Raw genomic sequence first — 19,439 nt, 5'->3', positions numbered from 1 at the left:
TGGATGAAGTGAGCGGCGAATCCCGACTCAGCGCGGAGTGCGGGCCACCTTCTGCGGATCGGCCAGCAGCACGATCATGTCCAACGCGTATTCGAGGTCGCGATGCGCACGATCGACGTCGGGCCGAGCCGCGTATTGCAGGATCAACCCGTCGACGATGCCCAGGGCGAGCCGCCCGAGCGTGTCGAATCCCACCGCGCACCGCTCCCCCGCGGCCTGCGCCGCCCGCTCGCAGAAGTCGGTCACCAGCGCGCTGTATCGGTCGTACTGCATCGCCGCTAGATGGGCGGCACCGTCGGTTCGCAGCGCATACGCGGTCAGCTCATATTGCATGATCTGCAGGCCGATCTCGTTCTCCACCAATCGATTCCAGAAACGTCCGATGCCATGGCGCAGCGCATGCTCGACGCCGGAATCAGTCTGGAGGTCGGCGCGCAGGATGTCGGAGATCTCGCCGATGACGGCGGAGATCACCGCCTGCAGCAGTTGGTCCTTGGACGGGAAGATGTAGTGCAGGGTCCCCAGCGGAATGCCCGCTTCGGTCGCGACCGCACGCAGGGTGGTCGCGGGCACACCGACCGAGCTCAGCACCCGGATCGCCGCGGCGATGATCTGCTGTTCGCGTTCGGCCGCCTTCACGTATGCCATAGCCGATTTTGACACACCCCTTGCGATCCGCATCACAGTGGCCTACATTTCAAGTCGGACGCACGACCGAGAATTTGAGGAGACCCCATGACCACCACCGACGTCGTCATCGTTGGAGCCGGACTCGCCGGACTGACCGCGGCACGCGAGCTGACAGCAGCGGGCAAGAGTGTGATCGTGCTGGAAGCGCGTGATCGCGTCGCCGGCCGCAACTGCGGGCACGTACTGAACAACGGCGTACCGATCGAGCTCGGCGGACAGTGGATCGGCCCGACGCAAACCGAGGTGCTCGGACTCGTCCGCGAGTTGGGCCTGGAAACCTTCAACACCTACGACACCGGCACGTCGGTGACCGCGTACAACGGCACCGTCACCCACTACGACGACGAGACCTTCGGCCTGCCGATCGACTCCGCGATGGAAGTCGGCCGGTTGCAGCAGGAACTCGAGGCACTCGCCGCGACCGTCTCCCTGTCGTCGCCGTGGCTCACCGACGACGCCGCGGAACTCGACCGGCAGACCCTCGACGGCTGGCTGCGCGCCAACACCGACGACCCCGGTGCACTAGCCTTCTGGGGTGGCATCGTGCCCGCGGTGTTCTCCGCCGAGGTCGCCGAGATGTCGTTGCTCCACTTCCTGTTCTACATCAAGTCCGGCGGCATGATCGATCAGTTGGTCGCCACCACCGGCGGCGCACAGGAGATGCGGGTGGTGGGCGGCACCCACCAGATCTCCGAGCGACTGGCGCAGGAACTGGGCGAGGGCATCGTGCGGCTGAACAGCCCCGTTCGCACGATCACCCACGACGCCGCGGGTGTGACGGTGGCCTACGACGGCGGCGAGATCAGCGCGCAGCGCGTCATCGTCGCCATTCCGCCGACCCTGGCCGGCCGCCTCGCCTACTCCCCCGCCCTCCCGGCGTCGCGCGACGGTCTCACCCAGCAGATCCCGATGGGTAGCGTCATCAAAGTGCAGATCGCCTACGAGACGCCGTTCTGGCGCACGGCGGGACTCAACGGCTTCGGCGTGAGCCTCGACGACGAACTCAGTGTGACACTTGACAATTCACCCGCCGATGCCAGCTGCGGCGTCATCGTCGCCTTCTTCGAGGGCGCCCACGCGCGCACGGCGGCGGCGCTGTCCGACGACGAGCGCCGCGCGAGCGCGTTGAACACCCTGGCGAAACTCTTCGGCGAGCAAGCGCTGTCGCCGATCGACTACGTCGAGAAGAACTGGATGGAAGAGGAGTACACCCGCGGCTGCTACGGCGGACGTCTCGGCGCGGGCGTGTGGACTCAGTACGGCAAGTCGCTGTCCGAGCCGATCGGCGCAATCCATTGGGCCGGTGCGGAGACTGCCGAGGAATGGAACGGCTACATGGATGGTGCGGTGCGGTCGGGACGTCGGGCCGCCGCCGAGGTACTCGGCGAGTTGAGCTGACGCTACAGCAGCACGTCCTCGGGGAGGTCGGGACGCAGGGCCCGCTGCAACGCACGGGCCTGACTACGCCAGAACTCTTGTGCGACAGGCCGTTTGGCGAAGAGCATGTCGAAGCCGTGAAAGGCGCCGTCGACGATCGTCGTTTCGCAGTCGACGCCCTGGGCGGTGAGGCGTCGAGCGTATTCGACGTCCTCGTCGTGGAACAGATCGGTGGTCCCGACGCCGAGCCAGGTGGGCGGCAGACCCGAGAGGTCCACCCGGCGGGCGGGCGCGGCGTACGGCGACACGTCGTCGGTCCCGAACGCGTCGCCCAGAAACGACGACCAGCCGAAGACATTGCTCGCCGGCTCCCACACTCGCACGCTGGAAGTGTCGAGATCGGTTCTGCGCGTGGTCCGATCGTCGAGCATCGGGTACACGAGCAATTGGAAGGCCTGCGGGAACTCCCCGCGGTCGTGCGTCATCAGGGTGAGCCCCGCCGCGAGGCCGCCGCCGGCGCTGGCACCGCCGATCGCGACCCGCGAAGGGTCGTAACCGCGGGCGTCGGCCTGGGCGAAGAGCCACGTCAGGCCGGCATAGGCGTCGTCCAGGGCGGCCGGCGCCCGATGCCGCGGCGATAGTCGGTACTGCACGGATACGACGACGATCCCCAGCGTGCGGGCGAAGTTCACGAGCATCTTCTCGTCCTGCTCGACCCAGCCCAGCACGAATCCCCCGCCATGAATCCAGTAGAGGACAGCGGCGGGCGATGCGACCGCACGCGGTCGGTAGATGCGCAATCGGACGTCGGGGGCGTCGAGCGGCCCCGGGACGATGACGTTCTCGATGATCATGTCGACCGGCACCCGCGGCTGCGGCATCGACAATCTGTTCACCGCGGCCGTGCTCTTCGGCCCGACCGATACCCGCGGAATGAATCGTCCGAACCGGAGGTCGGGGTGGAAGTTCGACACGTCGGGTTCCCTTCGTCGGCGGCGTGCTTCGACCCTAACCGGCCGGCGCCGACGCCGCCTCCTCCGTCGCCCGTTCGACGTTGGCGGTCAGCTTTCGCAACGCCGCCCGCAGGTCCGCGAACTCGACCGGCTCCAGGTCCATCCCGGCACCGATGTAGGCCGGCACATCCTTTGCGCGCGAACGTAATTCGACGCCGGCGTCGGTCAGCACGATCATCACCACACGCTCGTCGGCGATACTGCGTTCGCGTCGAATCACCCCGGCCGCCTCCAGCCGCTTGAGCATCGGCGTCAACGTTCCGTATTCGAGGTGCAATGCCAGCGCCAGATCCTTCACCGGTACCGCTCCCTGCTGCCAGAGAACCAGCATGACGAGATACTGCGGATAGGTCAGCCCCAGCTTGTCGAGCACCGGCCGATACAGCGCGGTGACCGCGCGCGACGCCGCGTAGAGAGCGAAGCACATCTGATCATCGAGGTCGCTCGAGTACTCGGGGGCGTCCGACTGCGTTGACATGCGGCAATGATACCCGAAAAAGCCTCGCGCACTTTTACCTTGTGTACTAGATACTTTTGTACTAGGTTTATCGATGTCACTCACTCAACCACGACGAAGGACGAGAACAATGACCGACATCACCCCCGTACTCGAGCCCGCAGCCGCCGACTTCTCCGCCGCGACCGCCAATCCGCCCTACCTGTTCGACCTCGGCCCGATCGAGGGGCGCAAGGCCGTCGACGAAGTACAGGGCGGCGACGTCGCCAAGCCCGACGTCGACGAGACCTGGATCGACGTTGCCGCGCCGACCGGTGACATCCGCGCCCGGATCGTGACGCCGCCGAACGCCGAGGGACCGCTGCCGGTGATCCTCTACATCCACGGTGCCGGCTGGGTCTTCGGCAACGCACACACCCACGACCGTCTCGTCCGCGAACTCGCGACCCTGACCGGCGCGGCGGTCGTCTTCCCCGAATACACCCTCTCGCCCGAGGCCCGCTACCCCGTCGCCATCGAGCAGAACTATGCGACCGCGCAGTGGATCGTCGCGCACGGCGCCGAGCACGGCCTCGACAGCAGCCGACTCGCCGTCGTCGGAGATTCGGTGGGCGGCAACATGTCTGCCGCGCTGACGCTGCAGGCGAAGGAGCGCGGCGACGTCGCACTGCGCGCGCAGGTGCTCTTCTACCCGGTCACCGACGCCGCCTTCGACACCGCCAGCTACCACCAGTTCGCGCAGGGCTACTTCCTGCGCCGCGACGCCATGCAGTGGTTCTGGGATCAATACACGACCGATGAGGCCGAACGGGCACAGATCACGGCGTCGCCGCTGCGTGCCACCACCGAACAACTCGCCGGCCTCCCCACGGCGCTCGTCATCACCGGTGAAGCCGACGTCCTGCGCGACGAGGGCGAAGCCTACGCCGCCAAGCTGCGGGCGGCCGGAGTGGAGGTGACCGCCGTGCGCTATCAGGGCACCATCCACGACTTCGTCATGCTCAACGCCCTGCGCGAGACCCACGCGGCGCAGGCTGCCATCACCCAGGCCACCGCCTTCCTGCGCGACGCCCTCGCCTGAATGGCACAGCGCCACACGAGATCTGCTTGGATCGGTGCATGCCGAAGATCCGACCACGTGAATTCGCGCTGGCGCTGTGCCTGACCGCGACGGCGGGATTCCTCGACGCCGTCGGCTTCCTCAACCTGGGCGGCTACTTCATCTCCTTCATGACCGGCAACACGACCCGACTGTCCACCGAGGTGGTCCACGCCTCGGCGGGCGGTATCGGCAAGGCGCTGGGCATCATCGGGCTGTTCGTCGTGGGCACCGTAATCGGTTCCGTCGCTTCACGTTTGGGCGACCAGATCGGAGCCACGCGGAACTTCGACGGCCGCGTCACGGTACTCGCCGGGACGTCGGCCGTCGTCGGACTCGCGGCGGCGGCGTCGATGCTCGATTGGTTCCCGGTCCCGGCGACCCTCATCGCGACCGTCGCGATGGGCATGCTCAACGCGACGTTCCTGCGCGACGGTGAGGTGTCGGTCGGGTTGACCTACATGACCGGGACTCTCGTGAAAGCCGGTCAGCGGCTGGCCGAAGTCTTCTTCGGTGGCCCGCGATGGTCGTGGGTACGACCGTTCGGTCAATGGTTGTCACTCGCCCTCGGCGCGATGCTGGGCGCATGGGCCTACACCCAGATCGGCTTGGCCGTCCTGTGGCTCGTGTTCGCGGGACTGACCGCGACGACCCTGGCAACGTGGTGGGTCCGATCCAACGATCCACACGACCAGTAGTGTCTTCTCCACGTTCGTGAGGAGACGGTTCGCCAATGAATATCGCAGCATTGATCACGCTCGTGTGCACCGCATTGACCGGACTCGTCGTTCTGAGTGCGTGGCTGACCCGTGGTGACGTCCGACGCGCCCGCAGCCGCACGGGCCGCCATCGCCGGCTGCCCCCGACGCTGGTGTTCAGCCACGTCACGCTGGCTATTGCGACCGCCACCGCGTGGTTGGTCCACGTCATCACCGACTACCGGGGTTCGGCGCCCGCCGGTCTGGTGCTGCTGGTGATGACCGCCGCGCTGGGCATCACGATGTTCGTCCGCTGGATTCCCACGTACCGGCAGTCGACCGGCCTGGGCACCGGGCCCGGGGCCGCGCACCGCGCTCCCGAATCGAAGAACCTGCCGATCGCCGCCGTCGCGGCGCACGGTGTGTTCGCAGTGGCGACGCTGGTGCTGATCGCCGTCGTCGTACTGTTCTGACCGCATTCGTCGGAGCGGGCGTCGCGGGCATCTACCAGCAGTGACGAGTAGGTCTACGACACCCAGATCTTCGTCTCGTGCGCGGGCATGCTGTCGGCGCCGTTTAGCAACATGTTCGACGGCCAGGACGACTTCACCGGTTTCCAGGTGATCCAGACCATCGCCCCCGAGGTCGACCTGCTCAAAGTGTCCATCCGGACCCTGCCGATGAAGAACCTCTCGATGTGGAACCGCGCCAACGTGCCGGGCAAGCCGCACGGCCAGATCCTGTCCTACCTCGGCGTCGGAGATTTCCGGGAACGCGCCGACGCCTTGGCCGCCTCGGGGTACAAGGGTTTTGAGTTCTCGTAGCCCTGTCCGCAGGCCGACCCGATCCATTCGACACTTGAGGAGAATCTGACCAATGGCAATCAACAATCCCTTCTACACCAGCGAATTCCACGGCGACTACGACGTCATCAGCATCGGTGAACTCACCCTCGAAGAAGGCGGCGTGATCCCCGACTGTCAGTTGGCGGTCAAGACGTGGGGCACGCTCGCCGAAGCCAAGGACAACGTGATCCTGATTCCGACCTGGTACTCGGGAACACACCAGACCTGGAACGACGTATACGTCGGCGCCGACCACGCGCTCAACCCGGAGAAATACTTCATCGTCTGCATCAACCAGATCGGCAGCGGACTGTCGACGTCGCCGCACAACGCCGACGGTGCGAATGCGGGAATCACGATGTCGAAGTTCCCGGATGTCCGGATCGGCGACAACGTCGTCGCGCAGGAGCGACTGCTGCGCGAGCACTTCGGGATCGACAGACTGGCCCTGGTCGTCGGCGGGTCGATGGGCGCTCAGCAGACCTACGAGTGGGCCGTGCGATTCCCCGACAAGGTCCTGCGTGCCGCGCCGATCGCCGGTACCGCACAGAACACCCCCGAGGACTATCTGATCGCGCAGGTCATCCGCGAGCAGATCCAATCCGACCCGGGCTGGAACGACGGCGAGTACGCAACGAACGCCGACGTCGTCGACGGGTTGACCCGCCAGGCGCACATCTGGGCGATCAAAGGGTTGTCCAGCGAGTTCTGGAAGCAGGAGGTCTACCGCGGGCTCGAGTTCGAGTCCAAGGAGGCGTTCCTGGCCGGCTTCCTCGAGCCGGTGTTCACCGCGATGGATCCCAACGATCTGCTGACGCAGTCGTGGGCGTGGCAGCGTGGCGACGTCGCCCGGCATACCGACGGCGACCTGGCCGCCGCGCTGGGACGCATCACCGCGAAGACCTTCGTGATGCCGATCGACGAGGACCAGCTGTTCCCGCCCCGCGACTGCGAGCCCGAACAGAAAATGATCCCCAACAGCGAGTTCCGGGTCGTCAACGACATCCTCGGACACCTGGGACTGTTCGGTGTCGCTCCGACGTTCATGGAGCAGATCGACAAGCACCTCGGCGAACTGCTGGCGATCGAAGTCTGACGCACCGGCCACCATCAGGTGAAGATGTCGTCCAGCCTCTTGCCGCAGCAACGACTCGTCGGCCGGATCGAGTAACTTCGTGGCTGCGCATGCCACGGCCCTCGGGGGTCAGCCTGATGATTGTCTGGAGGCGATCGGCCGCGGATGACTCCCCCGTTCGGCTCACGCGAGCAGCATGTTGATCGACTTCTGTTCGGTGTACGCGTCGATCGCCGAGGCGCCCAGTTCCCGGCCCCAGCCGCTTTCCTTGTAGCCGCCGAACGGCAGAGCGGCGTCGAATGCGTTGTGGCAGTTGATCCACACCGTGCCGGCCTTGATCTGTCGTGCCGTGCGATGTGCCTTGGTGGCGTCCTGGGTCCACACCGAGGCGGCCAGACCGTAGGGGGTGTCGTTGGCGGCGGCGGCCACTCCGCGCTCGGCGTTGAACGGTGTCGCGACGACCACCGGACCGAAGATCTCTTCGCGGTACACGCTGAACGACGAATCGACGTCGACGAGGACGGTGGGTTCGACGTAGTAGCCGGCATCGCCGTGCCGTCGACCACCGGTGAGCGCTCGCGCTCCGTCCCGCAAACCCTGGTCGACGTAGCCGAGGACGCGGTTGAGCTGGGTCTGGGAGACGAGCGGACCCACCTCGCTGGTCGGATCGAGTCCCGGGCCCAGCTTGCTGGCCGCGGCGACGTCGGCGACGCCCTGGGTGAACTCGTCGAAGATACGATCCTCGACGAGTAGTCGGGTTCCGCTGGTGCAGGTCTGTCCGTGATTGAACAGGAAGCCCGACGCGGTGCCCGGGATCGCCAGGTCCAGGTTGGCGTCGGCGTAGACGACCTGCGGACTCTTGCCGCCGAGCTCGAGGCTGACCTTCTTGAGGTTGCCCTTGGCCGCGTCGACGATGAGACGCCCGACCTCGGTCGATCCGGTGAACGCGATCTTGTCGACGTCGTCGTGCGCGGCCAGCGCCGCACCGGCGTCGCCGTAGCCGGTCACCACGTTGAACACACCGTCGGGCAGTCCGCAGTCGGCCATGATCTCCGCCAACCGCAGCGCGGACAGCGGGGTGTCCTCGGCCGGCTTGAGTACGACGGTGTTGCCGCAGGCCAATGCCACCGGCACCTTGAACGCCGCCATCAGCAGGGGGAAGTTCCACGGCACGATCGCACCGCACACACCGACCGGTTCACGCAGCGTGTACGCGTGCCACTGAGTGCCGGGCGCCCACGGAACCGACACGGGGATGGTGCGCCCCTCGATCTTGGTGGCCCAGCCGGCGTAGTACTCGAACAGTTCGGCGACCCAGGTGATGTCCACCGCCTGAGCGACCGCGGCCGACTTGCCGTTGTCGAGCGATTCCAGCTGGGCCAGTTCCTCGGCGTGCTCGTAGATCGCCTCGCCGATGCGGAACAGCAGGCGCTGCCGCTGCGCGGGCGTACACAGCGCCCATTCGCCTTCGTACGCGGTACGCGCCGCGCGGACGGCCCGATCGACGTCCTCGGCCTGGCCGTAGGCGATCTGGGTCAGCACCTCGCCGGTCGCCGGGTCACGGGTCTCGAATGTGCGCCCCGACGCCGCGTCGACCCAGTCGCCCCCGATGAACAGTTGTTTCGGGCGCGAGAGCCAGTCGGATACCGCGGGCAGCAGAGCGGACGTGGGATTCAGTAGATCGGTCATGGTTCCTCCAAGGATCCGAATTGTTTGCGTGGTTGTGATGCTCGTCGCAGAAACGACGGCGCGGTGTTCAACATCTGGACATTCGTCCCGGCGCTCAGGGCGCGCCCGGCGCACACGGCGCCCGGCGCTCAGGGTGCGAGCAGGTCGTCGAGGATGCGCGGCAGATCGACCAATCGATCCAGTTCGGCGACGCGTGCGCCGGATTCGGCGGCGAGGCCTCTCGCGGCGTCGGCGTCGGCAGCCGGTGCGATGACGAGGAGTTCGTCGAGTGCCCGCGCCGACGGAACGGGATCGACGTCGTCGGTCACCCGGCAGTCCGACAGCAGCACGGTGATCCGCCGTTTGGCGCGTGCACCCGCGAGTTGCTCACGGGCACAACGCAATGCCGCATCGATCGACGTCATTCCGTGGCCGCGTAGGCCGAGCACCTGCTCGACCGCTTTGTCGACCCCGGTGGGTGCGGTGAGCGGCACGATCACTTCGGCACGACGGTCGAAGGCGACGATCGACAGTTCGCCGCCCGATTGATTCGACCGCAGTGCGCAGGCCGCCGCGGCCATCGCCGCGGTAGCCAACTGAGCGCCTTCCATCGACCCGGAACGGTCGATCAGCAGGCACAGTGCGGTGCCGGGTCGCTGCCACGCGGACGCGACGAGTTCGTCGAGCCGCGGACTGCGTCCGGCGGCGTAGGCGGCGGCGACCGACTCCATCGACGAGTCGAGGTCGAGGTCGCCGCCCCGGTCGGCGGGGACCGGACGCAGCCGCCCGGACCCGATCTTGCCGTGCGGTCCGGCCCGCGCACGGTCGATGACCAGCCGCGGGACCAACGACTGCACCTTGCGCCGCAGCTCGGGGTCGGTCGCCCGGCTCATCAGAGCGAGCAGTGGAAGCACGGTGTCCGGATCGTCGGCGACGGCCTCGCGAACGGCGTCGACGTCGAGCTCCCCCACTTCCGGAGACAGCTCGCTGAACCGCGCGTGACGAGCCATTTCGTGGCGGGGAGTGGTGCGGTCGGGTCGGCCGCGACGCGAATTCGGTGGCTCCGATCCGTTCTGGTCGGCCGGCGGGGGTGCGCCCGCCCCGGCTGGGGGCGGGCTCAGATTTCCCCCGGCGATCCGTCCTCCGCACTCGAGGGCGCAGCGCCGAAGATGCGCCGGTACAGCTCTTCGATCACCGCTTCGGGAGTTCGCAGCGACGATTCGTCGACTCTGATCCGCCCGCTCAGCGCCACCAGCGCGGCGTCGAGTCCCGCCTGCCAATCGTCGCCGTCGACGCCGCGCACACGAGCGAGCTGACCGGCGAGTCCCACCAGGTCGATGGCTCCGCGGACCGAGGAGCCGACGCGCAGCTCCGGATGATCGCGGGTGGCGCGAACCAATTCGACCACCCGCGCGACCCAGTCCTCCGAGGGCCCGGCAACCCGCTGGGCCACGATCTGTTCCTCCGCGCGTGCCGACTGGTAGCCCATCGCGATACGGCAGGTGCGGTCGTAGACCGCGCTGGACACGCGCGCGGTCCCGACGGCGTCGTACGGATTCATCGCGGCCACCACGCCGAACCCGGCGGCCGCCCGGACGGTGCCCAGTCGCGGCACCGTCATCTCGCGTTCGGACATGACGGTCAACAGCGCGTTGAGCGTCTCTTCGGGCACCCGGTTGAGCTCCTCGACGTAGAGCAGCCCGCCGTCGCGCATCGCGGTGAGCAGCGGGCCGTCGACGAAGACATCGGGGTGATAGCCGCGGCTGAGTACCTGCGCCGGGTCGAAGTACCCGACCAGGCGCGCCGGGGTGAGCTCGGCATTGCCCTCCACGAGCGCGAATGCGCTGTGTCTACGTGCGGCGACGCGCCGCAGCAGCGTGGACTTGCCCGTTCCCGGCGGCCCCTCGAGGAGGATGTTGGCGCCGCTGGCCAACGCCGCCTCGAGGAGCTCGGTTTCCCTGGCGCGATCGATGACCTCGACGTCTGATGACACTGTCGTCATGTCGGTCTCGTGCAGTCCTCTCTACGTCGACTCAGTGCTCGTGTACGACGACGCCACGGACGTTCTTGCCGTTGAGCAAGTCGTCGTAGCCCTCGTTGACCTGGTCGAGCGTGTACGTCTTGGTGATGATCTCGTCGAGTTTGAGGTCGCCGGACTGGTACAGGCCCAGGATGCGCGGGATGTCGACGGTCGGGTTGCAGTCGCCGAACAGGCTGCCCTTGACGTTCTTGCGGAACAACGTGAGGATCGACCCCGGCAACTGGATGGTGGTCTCGGTGAGCTTGTTGAGTCCGGTGATGACGACCGAGCCGCCCTTGCCGATCGCGTTGAAGCCGCCCTCCACCACTTCGGCGGTCATCAGTCCGGTGGTGAGAATCGCCGAGTCGGCCATCTGACCCCGGGTGAGGTCGGTGATGGTGTCCATCGCCGCCGCGGTGGACTCGAAGGCGTGCGTCGCGCCCAGTTCCATCGCCTTCTCGCGCTTGTTGGCCAGCGGGTCGATTGCGATGACATTCTTCGCTCCGGCCAGCGCCGCACCCTGAACGGCGTTGATGCCGATGCCGCCCACGCCGATCACCAGCACGGTCTGACCGGGCTGGACGTCGGCGGTGTTGACGGCCGCGCCCCAACCGGTCGGCACGCCGCACCCGACCAGGACCGCCTTGTCCAGCGGGAGATCGTCGTCGACCTTGACGCAGGAGTTCTGGTGAATCACCCCGTACTGGCTGAAGGTGCCGAGCATGCACATCGCGCCGTACTGGCCGCGCGGTCCGGTGATCGGGAAGCGCTCGCCGGGCAGGTAGCCCTCCAGGATCGTGGCCCCCATGTCGCAGATGGACTGTTGGCCGCTGGCGCAGTAGCGACAGGTTCCGCAGTTCGGGATGAAGCTGCACACGACGTGGTCGCCCGCCTTCACGCGGGTGACGCCCGGGCCGACCTTCTCGATGATTCCGGCGCCCTCGTGACCGAGAACCATCGGCAGACGCGCTTCGAGGTCGCCGTGGGCGATGTGCACGTCGGAGTGGCACAGTCCGGCGTGGGTGTAGCGGATCAGAACCTCGCCGTCGCGCGGGTCGTCGAGTTCGAGTTCCTCGATGACGATGGGCTTGCCCGCTTCGTAGACGACTGCGGCCTTGGTCTTCATAGGATGACTCCTCCTGGTGGGATGTCAGTTGACTCAGTGACATAGACCACTCTGCCGCTTCTGGCGACATACGGGTGTTCAGAATCTGAACACTGTTGTCGCCGTCGGTACAACGGTGATAAGACTCAGTCTCAATACCGCCTCTCAACGTCCAGATCGGGAGTCCACCGTGTCCGCCATCGGAGCCTTCCGAGAGCCCATAGCTCAGTCGTGGCATCGCGCGACGTCCGCCGGCCTCGACCCGGAAGCGGTATTCGATCAAGTGGTTCAGGGGGAAGTGGATCAGGCGGGACCGCTGCTGGCAGCCGCGTTGCCCGTTCTCAACGAGCTCACCACACGGCTGGAAGGATCGGACTATTCCTCGCTGCTCGTCGATCGGCAGGGCCGCGTGGCACATCGATGGTGCGACGACCGCGACTCATTGCGCGCGTTCGACGCGCTGGGCCTGGAAGTGGGCACGTCGCTGGTCGAGGAACTGGTCGGGACGAATGCACCCGGCACCGTCCTGGAGACCAGGCGCAGCATGAGCGTCAACAGCGTCGAACATTTCGCAGTGCCGTTGCGCCAGTTCAGTTGTTACGGGCATCCGATCTTTCACCCGACGACGCGCCGCATCGAGGGCGTGCTCGACTTGAGCGTCCTGGCCGACACCACCAATCCGTTGTTGCCCGCGCTCGTCGCCGGCGCGGTCGCCGACATCGAACAGCGCCTTCTCGACGGCGGGCGGGCCTCCGACCGGGAACTTCTCGCCGCATTTCAACGTCAGTCGGGCCGACGCCGCGCGGTCGTCGCGATCGGCCACGACCTGCTGATGTCCAACCAGGCGGCGATGGCCATGCTGGGCACCGCCGACTTCGCCCTGCTCAAAATCATCGCCGGCGACGTACGCGACGACAGTTCGATCACCATCACCCTCGAATCCGGCGTCGAGGCGACGGTGCGGGCCGCCCGGGTCGGCGGCACGCGCACGGGAGCGCTGCTGGAAATCGAGGGGCTCCATAAGCGCAGCGTCGGGGGGCGGCCCGCGCTGCCGCGGTCCCAGGAACCCATCCTGATCAGCGGTCCGCCGGGGTCGGGGCGCAGCACGCAGGTACGACAGATCGCCCGGACTCGCCCGCTCGCCGTGCTGTCGGCGGCATCGGCACTGCTGGACGGGCCGGCCGCGTGGGTGCGCGACTTCGACGCGGCGGTGGGGACCGGGCAGGGACTGGTGTGCGTCGACGGTGTCGACCTGCTCGACGACGACGTGCTGGCCGTGGTGATGAACCGGCTCGGCGACGGCAGTCGCATCGCCCAGCTCATCCTGGTGTCGGGGCCGGTGGAGAATCTGACCGGCCGGGCCGCGGCACTCGCCGGCCTGTGCACCGAGCGCGTCGAGCTACTGCCGCTCGCCAACCGTGTGTCGGAATTGCCGCGGGTGGTCAGCACGATGATCCGCGCCGTCGGGGGCCCGGCGACCCTGCACCTGACGCCCGGGGCGCTGCAGACGCTGGCCGCGCAGCCCTGGCCGGGAAATCTGCGCGAACTGCGGACCGTGGTGGAGTACGTCGTCGGCCGTCGCTCGGACGGAGCGATCACCGTCGACGACCTTCCCGAGGCATACCGGTCGTCGGGGCCCGCGCGGCAGATGGCACCGATCGAACGGGCCGAACGCTCGGCGATCATCGCTGCCCTGCGGGAGAACGATGGCAACAAGGTGCGGACCGCCGAGTCGCTCGGTATCTCGCGTACCACGCTGTACGCGAAGATGAGGTCGTTGCGGATTTCCACGTACTGAACGTGGTGTCACACTTTCGCCTCCCGCGGTGTCTCATGCATGACCCGTTGAAAACACCGAGGAGGAACGACATGACCACCACAGCCCGCCTGCCCAAGAAAGAACTCACCGGATTCTATGGAGTCCTCGTCAAGCGATTCGGCGCCAAGATGCTCGGCGCCGTCCCCGAACCCGCCGAGGTGATGTGGCACAGCCCCGCGGTTGTGAAGGGGGTCAACTCATTCGGCGGCAAGGTCCGCAAGTGGAACGACTGCGACGAGCAGCTGAAGACCTTCGCACACATGGCCGTCGCCTCCCTGGTCGGTTGCTCGTGGTGCCTGGATCTCAACTATTTCCTCAGCCACACCGAGGGACTCGACGAGCGCAAGGCCAGCCAGGTGCCGCGGTGGCGCGAGTCGGACGTGTTCAGTCCGCTCGAACGCGACGTGCTGGGGTACGCCGAGGCGATGACCGTCACCCCGCCTACGGTGACCGACGAGATGGTCGACGGCCTGACCGCCGCGCTCGGCGCCGCCGCCGTCGTCGAGCTGACCGCGGTGATCGGTTTCGCCAATGCGACGACCCGCGGCAACAACGCACTCGGCATCGAATCCCAAGGGTTCTCTGCCGCTTGCGAATTGGCGCTCGCGAAGCCGACGCGCGACGTCGTCGCCTGAGTCGTCAGTAGCCTCGACTCATGACAGAGGATCCGTTCGTCGATCACCGCAGCCTGCTGTTCACCGTCGCCTACGAGATGCTCGGCTCGGCCGCCGACGCCGAGGACGTGGTGCAGGAGACCTGGCTGCGGTGGTCCGACGTCGACCGGGACACCGTCGCCGATCCGCGCGCCTATCTGGTCACCATCGTGACCCGCCAGGCGCTGAACCGGCTGCGCAGTCTGTCCCGGCGTCGGGAAGACTACGTCGGTGAGTGGCTGCCCGAGCCGCTGCTGACCTCCCCGGACGTCGCCGACGACGTCGAACTCGCCGAAAGCGTCTCGATCGCGATGCTCACGGTGCTCGAAACTCTCACGCCCACCGAGCGCGCGGTCTTCGTGCTGCGGGAGGTCTTCGACCTGTCATATGCTGAAATCGCTTCTGCGCTAGGCAAATCCGCGGCGACGGTGCGGCAGATCGGGCATCGCGCGCGCAATCACGTCGCCGCCCGGCGACCGCGCGTTCAGGTGGACCGGGCCGAGCAGCAAGCCGTGACCGAGCGCTTCCTCGCGGCGGTGGCCGGCGGCGACATCGACGCGTTGCTGGCGGCGCTGGCACCCGACGTCGTGCTGATCGCCGACGGCGGCGGCATCGTGACCGCCGCGCGCAAGCCCGTCACCGGAGCACTCGCGGTGGCACGACTGCTCAGTGGCCTGTCGCGGTTCCAGCCGAACGCCGTCGTCGAGACCGGCATCATCAACGGCGGCATCGGCGGGCGCGTGGTGGTCGACGGGCGGCTCGACACCGCCGTCGAGGTCATCGTCGAAAACGGTGTGATCACAAGGATTTACGCCATCCGGAACCCGGAGAAGCTGGAGCGGTTCGCGCACGAGGTGCGGTTGAATCGGTAGGTCATCTGGCGCTGCTGCGGTTCCTTCGCGCCGCGCTCGTCGAACACTTACGGCGGCAACCCGCAAATACGGCGGTAGCTACCGCCGTGGGAAGGGATTGCCGCCGTGGGAGTTCGGCTATTGCCTGCTTCCCTCCAGGCCTTTCGGAACTCAAGGTCTCCGTACGTAGGGTGAAAGACGTTGGATGCGTGAGGCTTTCAAGGACCACAGTGGTGGTTGCGTCGACGAGCCCGGCTCGCCGGCCCCTCGTTACACCGACGCCTCGCAAGCTCGTCGTCGGCACTCGGGGACCGGGGTCCGCCCGCGCGCCCTATCGCTTCCCGAGTGCCGAAGCGAGCTCGCGAGCTTCGGTGTAACGAGGGGAGCTGTGGTTACATTCCGCCCAGCACCGTGCCTGCCAGGCCTATCACCACCGGTGCGATTCCCAAGCACACGAAGGCAGGCAGAAAGCACAGGCCGAGGGGTCCGCTGATTTTCACGCCCGCACGCTCGGCGGCGGCCAAGGCGGCGTCGCCGGCCTGCTCTCGGGCACGAGCCGCCAACTCCAGCAGACCGTCCGACATCGACGACCCCGCCCGCGCCGACCGTCGAGCCAGCACCGCCAGGTCGGCGAGCGCCGGCGTCGTCTCCAGCTCTCGCCATGCCTGTTCGGGGTCGGCGCCGAGCGTGAGGAGATCGACCGACCGCTGCAATGGCTGCGCCAATTGGCCTGGCAGACAACGAACTACCGCAGATCCCGCAGCACTCACCGGCAAGCCCGCGCGCAGGCAGATCGCGAACAGGTCGTAGGCAGCCGCGACGTCGAACGGATCGGCGGAGTCGCGCGGTACTCCGAGCCACCGCGCCTCGCGCGCGGGTGGCTCGTATCGAGTGACTCGGTAGAGGGACCATCGGGACGCGGGCCACATCCACATCGCCGCGGCAATCGCGACTGCCATCACCAACGTAGACATCATTGCGCCACAACATGGTCGGCGATACGCAAGGACCACCACAGTCCCCCGGCACCCAGTGCGGTACCCACCACGAGCAAGACACCGCCCATCCCGCCGCCGGCGAGAATGGCAATGGGATGAGCGCCGAGGGCCTGGCCCAGACCGATCCCCAGGATCGGCAGCAGTGCCAACACCGCTGCGGTGGCACGCGGTCCGGCGAGCCCGGCGTCGGTCCGCGCGGCGAACCCTCGTCGTGCGGCCAAGTCAGACCGGACGGATTCCAAGAGGTCCTTGATGGGTACGCCGGACTCGTGCGCGATCTCCCACGCCAGCGTGATTCGACGCCACTGCGGGTCGATCGGGCCGCCGACTGCACTCGATTCGGCACGCGGCGCACCTCCCAGCGCAGCTCGCGACGCCATGGTGCGCATCGTCTCCGACACCGTCGAATCACGTTCGGCGAGTTCGGCTCCGGCCAGGGCGAAGGCGGCTGGCGGTGGCGTCCCGATTGAGAGTTCCGCCGTGATCGCCGACAACGCCGACAACAGGTCGGTAGTCTCGCGATGCAGCCGCTCTCGCCGAGAAGACCTGCGCTGCAACCAGATTCCCAACACCGCCACGATAGCGGCCGAGACGGCGACCGACGGATCGAGAAGAAGCCCACCGCCGAGAACGACGACCGCGGCCACCGGCGTCCACCGCGGGCGGCGTCGTGCCAGTTCTTCACCGGAGAGGTCGACGACGCGGTGGCGCTCCCGCGGTGGCGGCCACCAGAGCAGCACCAATGCCCCGGTCGCGCACCAGATGGGCGTCAGCATGCCGTTCGCCTGTCGAGAACGTCGTCGAGCAGTGCGCGCTGCGGCGTGAATCCACGCTCGCGCAGCCAGATCGGCTCCACCACAACCAATCCGTCGGCACCACGGCGTACTACGCCGATCTCAGCGAGCCCACGCGAACCGTCGCGGCGTCGAACGACGCCGCACACCAACGAGATCGCCGCCGCCAACTGGCTGTGCAACGCCATCCGGTCCATTCCGCCAAGTGCCGCAAGAGCTTCCATGCGCGCCGGCACCTCCGCCGGCGAGTTCGCATGCACCGTCCCGGCGCCACCGTCGTGGCCGGTGTTCAGCGCACTGAGCAGGTCGATCACTTCGGCACCGCGGACCTCCCCGACCACGATGCGGTCGGGTCGCATGCGCAGGGCCTGTCGCACCAGCGTTCGCATCGGAATCTCGCCTATCCCTTCGACATTCGCGGTCCGAGCGACCAGCCGAACCAGATGTGGATGGTCGGGCGCCAGCTCCGGAGCGTCCTCGACGCAGAGGATCCGCTCGGACGGGTCGATGGCGCCGATGAGACCACTGAGCAGGGTTGTCTTGCCTGCGCCGGTCCCGCCGGAGATCAGGAACGTGAGACGGGCGCGCAGGACCCGGCGCAGCAGCTCGGCGGCGTCGTGCGGCACCGCCCCGCAGGCGATCAACGCACCGAGATCCTGTGTGGCCGATCGTAATACCCGCAACGAGAGGCATGTTCCGTCCGGGCTGATCGGCGGGATCACCGCATGAAGGCGCACCGCATAACCCCGCCGCCCGACGTTGGACAGCTGCCCATCGACCCACGGCTGGGCGTCATCGAGCCGCTTACCCGCGCCCAACGCCAGACGGGCGGCGAGTCGTCGCAGCGACGCCTCGTCGTCGAAGACGATCGGCACCCGAACGAGTCCGGAACCGCGGTCGACCCAGACCTGATCGGGCCCGACGACGAGGATGTCCGCGACGTCGGGCTCGGCGAGCAGGTCCTCGAGTCTGCCCGCCCCGACCAGCTCGGTCTGCAGAAACCGCAGAGCCGCAAGAAGATCCGTATCACCGAGCATGCCCCGCGCCTCCGCGCGGATGGCATCGGCGATCAACGCCGGCGTCGGCTCCGACGAACACGCCGCCAGCCGGGTCCGTACTCGGTCCAGCAGCGCGTCGCGATCCTCGGGCACCTGGGCGTTCACGACGCCACCGGCCGAGCCCGCAAGACACGTCCGACGACGTCGACCGCCGCACGGCGCAACGGTTTTCGCATCAGCCGGCTCAGCGGCGTCGTTTCCAGGCGGCTCGCCAATCGAGGATCTGGGCGATACGCGGTCAGCAACCGCAGGCCCACCGCGTCGGCGACGTCAGCGGCGCGCAGGCCGCTCAACGCGGGTCCGCGGACGGCGAGTTCGACGACGGGCGCGGCGTCGAGCAGTCTGGTGCGCACCGCGCGGGCCGACGCGACTGACGCGACGCTCGCGGTGAGGACCAGGATTACGACGTCCGCGCCGACGAGTGCGGTGCGGGTGACTTCGGTGTCGGCACGCGAAACATCCACCACCACAACGTCACCGGCCGTTCGCCCGGCGTCGACGACGGCGCTCAGGGTCGACGCCCCGATCGGCCGGCGATCGTCTCGGCGCCCGGTGAGGACCGAAAGTCGTTGCCCGGCAGTCGGTAACGCATCATGCAGGGCCGTGGCGCCGATCTGTCCGGTGGAGGCGGTGAGATCGGGCCAGCGCAGCCCGGGTTGGTCTTCGACGCCGAGGGTGAGATCGATTCCGGCACCGAGTTCGTCGGCATCGACGAGCAGCGCGTGGCGTTCGTCGCCTGCGACTATGGCCGTCGCCGCGGCCAAGACGGTGGCGCCTGCACCGCCATGGGCGCCGAGGATCGCGACGACGCTTCCCGGACCGGCCGAAGCCCGCTGTGACTGCGACAGGTGCCGGACCAGTGCCGGCTCGTCGTCGGGCAGCTCGAACGCGGCTGACACCCCGAGCGCCACACCGGCGCGCCACACCCCGGCGGGTTCGGCGGACCTGGCGACGAGCACGACCAGGTCGCGGCGCGGCATCGAACGGCTTTCCAGGGCAAGGATATTCACCGGATCGACGATCACCGCCCGGCTGGAGCGCCAGGCACGACCGCAGGAGGCCACGTCGGCGTCGATCATCTGGTAGCCGGCGGCGGCCGCGCACTGCGCCACCGAGTCGCGCAGGTCGTCGGAGACGAGAGCCAGCAGAGAATTCATCGGCCCAGTGTCACCGACGCAGCGGAGACCGACTCTGTCAGAAATGGTTTCGCACAGGTGAT

Annotated in this window: 20 protein-coding genes; 9 read left to right on the top strand and 11 right to left on the bottom strand. The window is 67.6% G+C overall.

What is annotated here, in order from left to right:
* Positions 1 to 27: 27 nt before the first annotated feature.
* The gene (locus HH308_RS18480) at positions 28 to 648 is read right to left on the bottom strand and encodes a TetR/AcrR family transcriptional regulator (protein ID WP_170195697.1); all 621 of its coding nucleotides are present in this window, start codon (positions 646 to 648) and stop codon (positions 28 to 30) included.
* An 87-nt stretch (positions 649 to 735) separates the two neighbouring features.
* Here HH308_RS18480 and HH308_RS18475 point away from each other — a divergent pair, with 87 nt between their 5' ends.
* Entirely contained in the window at positions 736 to 2,088 is a 1,353-nt protein-coding gene (locus HH308_RS18475) for a flavin monoamine oxidase family protein (protein WP_170195696.1), read from the top strand.
* 2 nt (positions 2,089 to 2,090) lie between these two features.
* On the opposite strand, the gene HH308_RS18470 is transcribed toward HH308_RS18475, so the two are convergent.
* Positions 2,091 to 3,041 carry an alpha/beta hydrolase gene (locus tag HH308_RS18470; protein WP_312870690.1) on the bottom strand — a complete coding sequence of 317 codons (951 nt, stop codon included), beginning with the start codon at positions 3,039 to 3,041 and terminating at the stop codon, positions 2,091 to 2,093.
* Positions 3,042 to 3,075: 34 nt separating this feature from the next.
* Positions 3,076 to 3,558: a MarR family winged helix-turn-helix transcriptional regulator gene (locus HH308_RS18465; protein WP_170195695.1), complete on the bottom strand. Its 483-nt coding sequence runs from the start codon at positions 3,556 to 3,558 to the stop codon at positions 3,076 to 3,078.
* A gap of 109 nt (positions 3,559 to 3,667) precedes the next feature.
* Here HH308_RS18465 and HH308_RS18460 point away from each other — a divergent pair, with 109 nt between their 5' ends.
* The 5 genes from HH308_RS18460 to HH308_RS18440 all read left to right on the top strand — a co-directional run bounded on the left by HH308_RS18460 (position 3,668) and on the right by HH308_RS18440 (position 7,275).
* Positions 3,668 to 4,618: an alpha/beta hydrolase gene (locus HH308_RS18460; RefSeq protein WP_170195694.1), complete on the top strand. Its 951-nt coding sequence runs from the start codon at positions 3,668 to 3,670 to the stop codon at positions 4,616 to 4,618.
* A 38-nt stretch (positions 4,619 to 4,656) separates the two neighbouring features.
* Complete coding sequence (locus HH308_RS18455; protein WP_170195693.1) at positions 4,657 to 5,334, top strand: YoaK family protein; 678 nt, start codon at positions 4,657 to 4,659, stop codon at positions 5,332 to 5,334.
* Positions 5,335 to 5,369: 35 nt separating this feature from the next.
* Positions 5,370 to 5,807 (top strand): hypothetical protein, encoded by a 438-nt coding sequence (locus HH308_RS18450; protein ID WP_170195692.1) that lies wholly within the window; start codon positions 5,370 to 5,372, stop codon positions 5,805 to 5,807.
* A 111-nt stretch (positions 5,808 to 5,918) separates the two neighbouring features.
* Positions 5,919 to 6,158 (top strand): hypothetical protein, encoded by a 240-nt coding sequence (locus tag HH308_RS18445; protein ID WP_170195691.1) that lies wholly within the window; start codon positions 5,919 to 5,921, stop codon positions 6,156 to 6,158.
* Positions 6,159 to 6,210: 52 nt separating this feature from the next.
* The gene (locus HH308_RS18440; protein WP_170195690.1) at positions 6,211 to 7,275 is read left to right on the top strand and encodes an alpha/beta fold hydrolase; all 1,065 of its coding nucleotides are present in this window, start codon (positions 6,211 to 6,213) and stop codon (positions 7,273 to 7,275) included.
* Positions 7,276 to 7,437: 162 nt separating this feature from the next.
* On the opposite strand, the gene HH308_RS18435 is transcribed toward HH308_RS18440, so the two are convergent.
* The 4 genes from HH308_RS18435 to HH308_RS18420 form a co-directional block, all read right to left on the bottom strand.
* Positions 7,438 to 8,943, bottom strand: a complete 1,506-nt coding sequence (locus tag HH308_RS18435) for an aldehyde dehydrogenase family protein (RefSeq protein WP_170195689.1) — start codon at positions 8,941 to 8,943, stop codon at positions 7,438 to 7,440.
* 128 nt (positions 8,944 to 9,071) lie between these two features.
* Positions 9,072 to 9,932 (bottom strand): vWA domain-containing protein, encoded by an 861-nt coding sequence (locus HH308_RS18430; RefSeq protein ID WP_170195688.1) that lies wholly within the window; start codon positions 9,930 to 9,932, stop codon positions 9,072 to 9,074.
* A gap of 107 nt (positions 9,933 to 10,039) precedes the next feature.
* Positions 10,040 to 10,924: an AAA family ATPase gene (locus HH308_RS18425; protein ID WP_170195687.1), complete on the bottom strand. Its 885-nt coding sequence runs from the start codon at positions 10,922 to 10,924 to the stop codon at positions 10,040 to 10,042.
* 31 nt (positions 10,925 to 10,955) lie between these two features.
* On the bottom strand, positions 10,956 to 12,068 hold the full coding sequence (locus tag HH308_RS18420) for an NDMA-dependent alcohol dehydrogenase (RefSeq protein ID WP_170195686.1): 1,113 nt from the start codon (positions 12,066 to 12,068) through the stop codon (positions 10,956 to 10,958).
* 169 nt (positions 12,069 to 12,237) lie between these two features.
* Here HH308_RS18420 and HH308_RS30480 point away from each other — a divergent pair, with 169 nt between their 5' ends.
* From HH308_RS30480 to HH308_RS18405, 3 genes are all read left to right on the top strand, one after another.
* Positions 12,238 to 13,845: a helix-turn-helix domain-containing protein gene (locus tag HH308_RS30480; RefSeq protein WP_170195685.1), complete on the top strand. Its 1,608-nt coding sequence runs from the start codon at positions 12,238 to 12,240 to the stop codon at positions 13,843 to 13,845.
* Positions 13,846 to 13,916: 71 nt separating this feature from the next.
* A complete protein-coding gene (locus HH308_RS18410) occupies positions 13,917 to 14,501 on the top strand; it encodes a carboxymuconolactone decarboxylase family protein (protein ID WP_170195684.1) in 585 nt (194 codons plus the stop codon).
* 20 nt (positions 14,502 to 14,521) lie between these two features.
* Complete coding sequence (locus HH308_RS18405; protein ID WP_170195683.1) at positions 14,522 to 15,391, top strand: RNA polymerase sigma-70 factor; 870 nt, start codon at positions 14,522 to 14,524, stop codon at positions 15,389 to 15,391.
* Between the two features lie 371 nt (positions 15,392 to 15,762).
* Here HH308_RS18405 and HH308_RS18400 read toward each other — a convergent pair whose 3' ends face one another.
* Genes HH308_RS18400 through ssd form a run of 4 tightly spaced genes read right to left on the bottom strand, consistent with a single transcriptional unit; the run spans position 15,763 to position 19,377 of the window.
* Positions 15,763 to 16,347, bottom strand: coding sequence for a type II secretion system F family protein (locus tag HH308_RS18400; protein ID WP_170195682.1), 585 nt, complete (start codon positions 16,345 to 16,347; stop codon positions 15,763 to 15,765).
* A complete protein-coding gene (locus HH308_RS18395) occupies positions 16,344 to 17,144 on the bottom strand; it encodes a type II secretion system F family protein (RefSeq protein WP_170195681.1) in 801 nt (266 codons plus the stop codon). The genes HH308_RS18400 and HH308_RS18395 overlap by 4 nt, the downstream gene beginning before the upstream one ends.
* Entirely contained in the window at positions 17,138 to 18,325 is a 1,188-nt protein-coding gene (locus HH308_RS18390) for a TadA family conjugal transfer-associated ATPase (RefSeq protein WP_312870688.1), read from the bottom strand. Before HH308_RS18390 ends, HH308_RS18395 begins: the two co-directional genes overlap by 7 nt.
* Positions 18,322 to 19,377: a septum site-determining protein Ssd gene (gene ssd / locus HH308_RS18385; protein WP_170195680.1), complete on the bottom strand. Its 1,056-nt coding sequence runs from the start codon at positions 19,375 to 19,377 to the stop codon at positions 18,322 to 18,324. The genes HH308_RS18390 and ssd overlap by 4 nt, the downstream gene beginning before the upstream one ends.
* Positions 19,378 to 19,439: the final 62 nt, after the last annotated feature.

Source organism: Gordonia asplenii (assembly GCF_012933505.1).
In the GTDB taxonomy this organism is placed as follows: domain Bacteria; phylum Actinomycetota; class Actinomycetes; order Mycobacteriales; family Mycobacteriaceae; genus Gordonia; species Gordonia asplenii.
This window is presented reverse-complemented; position numbering and strand designations above follow the sequence as displayed.

Bases quoted from the DNA above. Each gene is read 5' to 3' on its own strand.
- HH308_RS18480 (WP_170195697.1), bottom strand. From the start codon at position 648: ATGGCATACGTGAAGGCGGCCGAACGCGAACAGCAGATCATCGCCGCG.
- HH308_RS18475 (WP_170195696.1), top strand. From the start codon at position 736: ATGACCACCACCGACGTCGTCATCGTTGGAGCCGGACTCGCCGGACTG.
- HH308_RS18465 (WP_170195695.1), bottom strand. From the start codon at position 3,558: ATGTCAACGCAGTCGGACGCCCCCGAGTACTCGAGCGACCTCGATGAT.
- HH308_RS18460 (WP_170195694.1), top strand. From the start codon at position 3,668: ATGACCGACATCACCCCCGTACTCGAGCCCGCAGCCGCCGACTTCTCC.
- HH308_RS18455 (WP_170195693.1), top strand. From the start codon at position 4,657: ATGCCGAAGATCCGACCACGTGAATTCGCGCTGGCGCTGTGCCTGACC.
- HH308_RS18450 (WP_170195692.1), top strand. From the start codon at position 5,370: ATGAATATCGCAGCATTGATCACGCTCGTGTGCACCGCATTGACCGGA.
- HH308_RS18445 (WP_170195691.1), top strand. From the start codon at position 5,919: ATGTTCGACGGCCAGGACGACTTCACCGGTTTCCAGGTGATCCAGACC.
- HH308_RS18440 (WP_170195690.1), top strand. From the start codon at position 6,211: ATGGCAATCAACAATCCCTTCTACACCAGCGAATTCCACGGCGACTAC.
- HH308_RS18435 (WP_170195689.1), bottom strand. From the start codon at position 8,943: ATGACCGATCTACTGAATCCCACGTCCGCTCTGCTGCCCGCGGTATCC.
- HH308_RS18430 (WP_170195688.1), bottom strand. From the start codon at position 9,932: ATGGCTCGTCACGCGCGGTTCAGCGAGCTGTCTCCGGAAGTGGGGGAG.
- HH308_RS18425 (WP_170195687.1), bottom strand. From the start codon at position 10,924: ATGACGACAGTGTCATCAGACGTCGAGGTCATCGATCGCGCCAGGGAA.
- HH308_RS18420 (WP_170195686.1), bottom strand. From the start codon at position 12,068: ATGAAGACCAAGGCCGCAGTCGTCTACGAAGCGGGCAAGCCCATCGTC.
- HH308_RS18410 (WP_170195684.1), top strand. From the start codon at position 13,917: ATGACCACCACAGCCCGCCTGCCCAAGAAAGAACTCACCGGATTCTAT.
- HH308_RS18405 (WP_170195683.1), top strand. From the start codon at position 14,522: ATGACAGAGGATCCGTTCGTCGATCACCGCAGCCTGCTGTTCACCGTC.
- HH308_RS18400 (WP_170195682.1), bottom strand. From the start codon at position 16,347: ATGATGTCTACGTTGGTGATGGCAGTCGCGATTGCCGCGGCGATGTGG.
- HH308_RS18395 (WP_170195681.1), bottom strand. From the start codon at position 17,144: ATGCTGACGCCCATCTGGTGCGCGACCGGGGCATTGGTGCTGCTCTGG.
- ssd (WP_170195680.1), bottom strand. From the start codon at position 19,377: ATGAATTCTCTGCTGGCTCTCGTCTCCGACGACCTGCGCGACTCGGTG.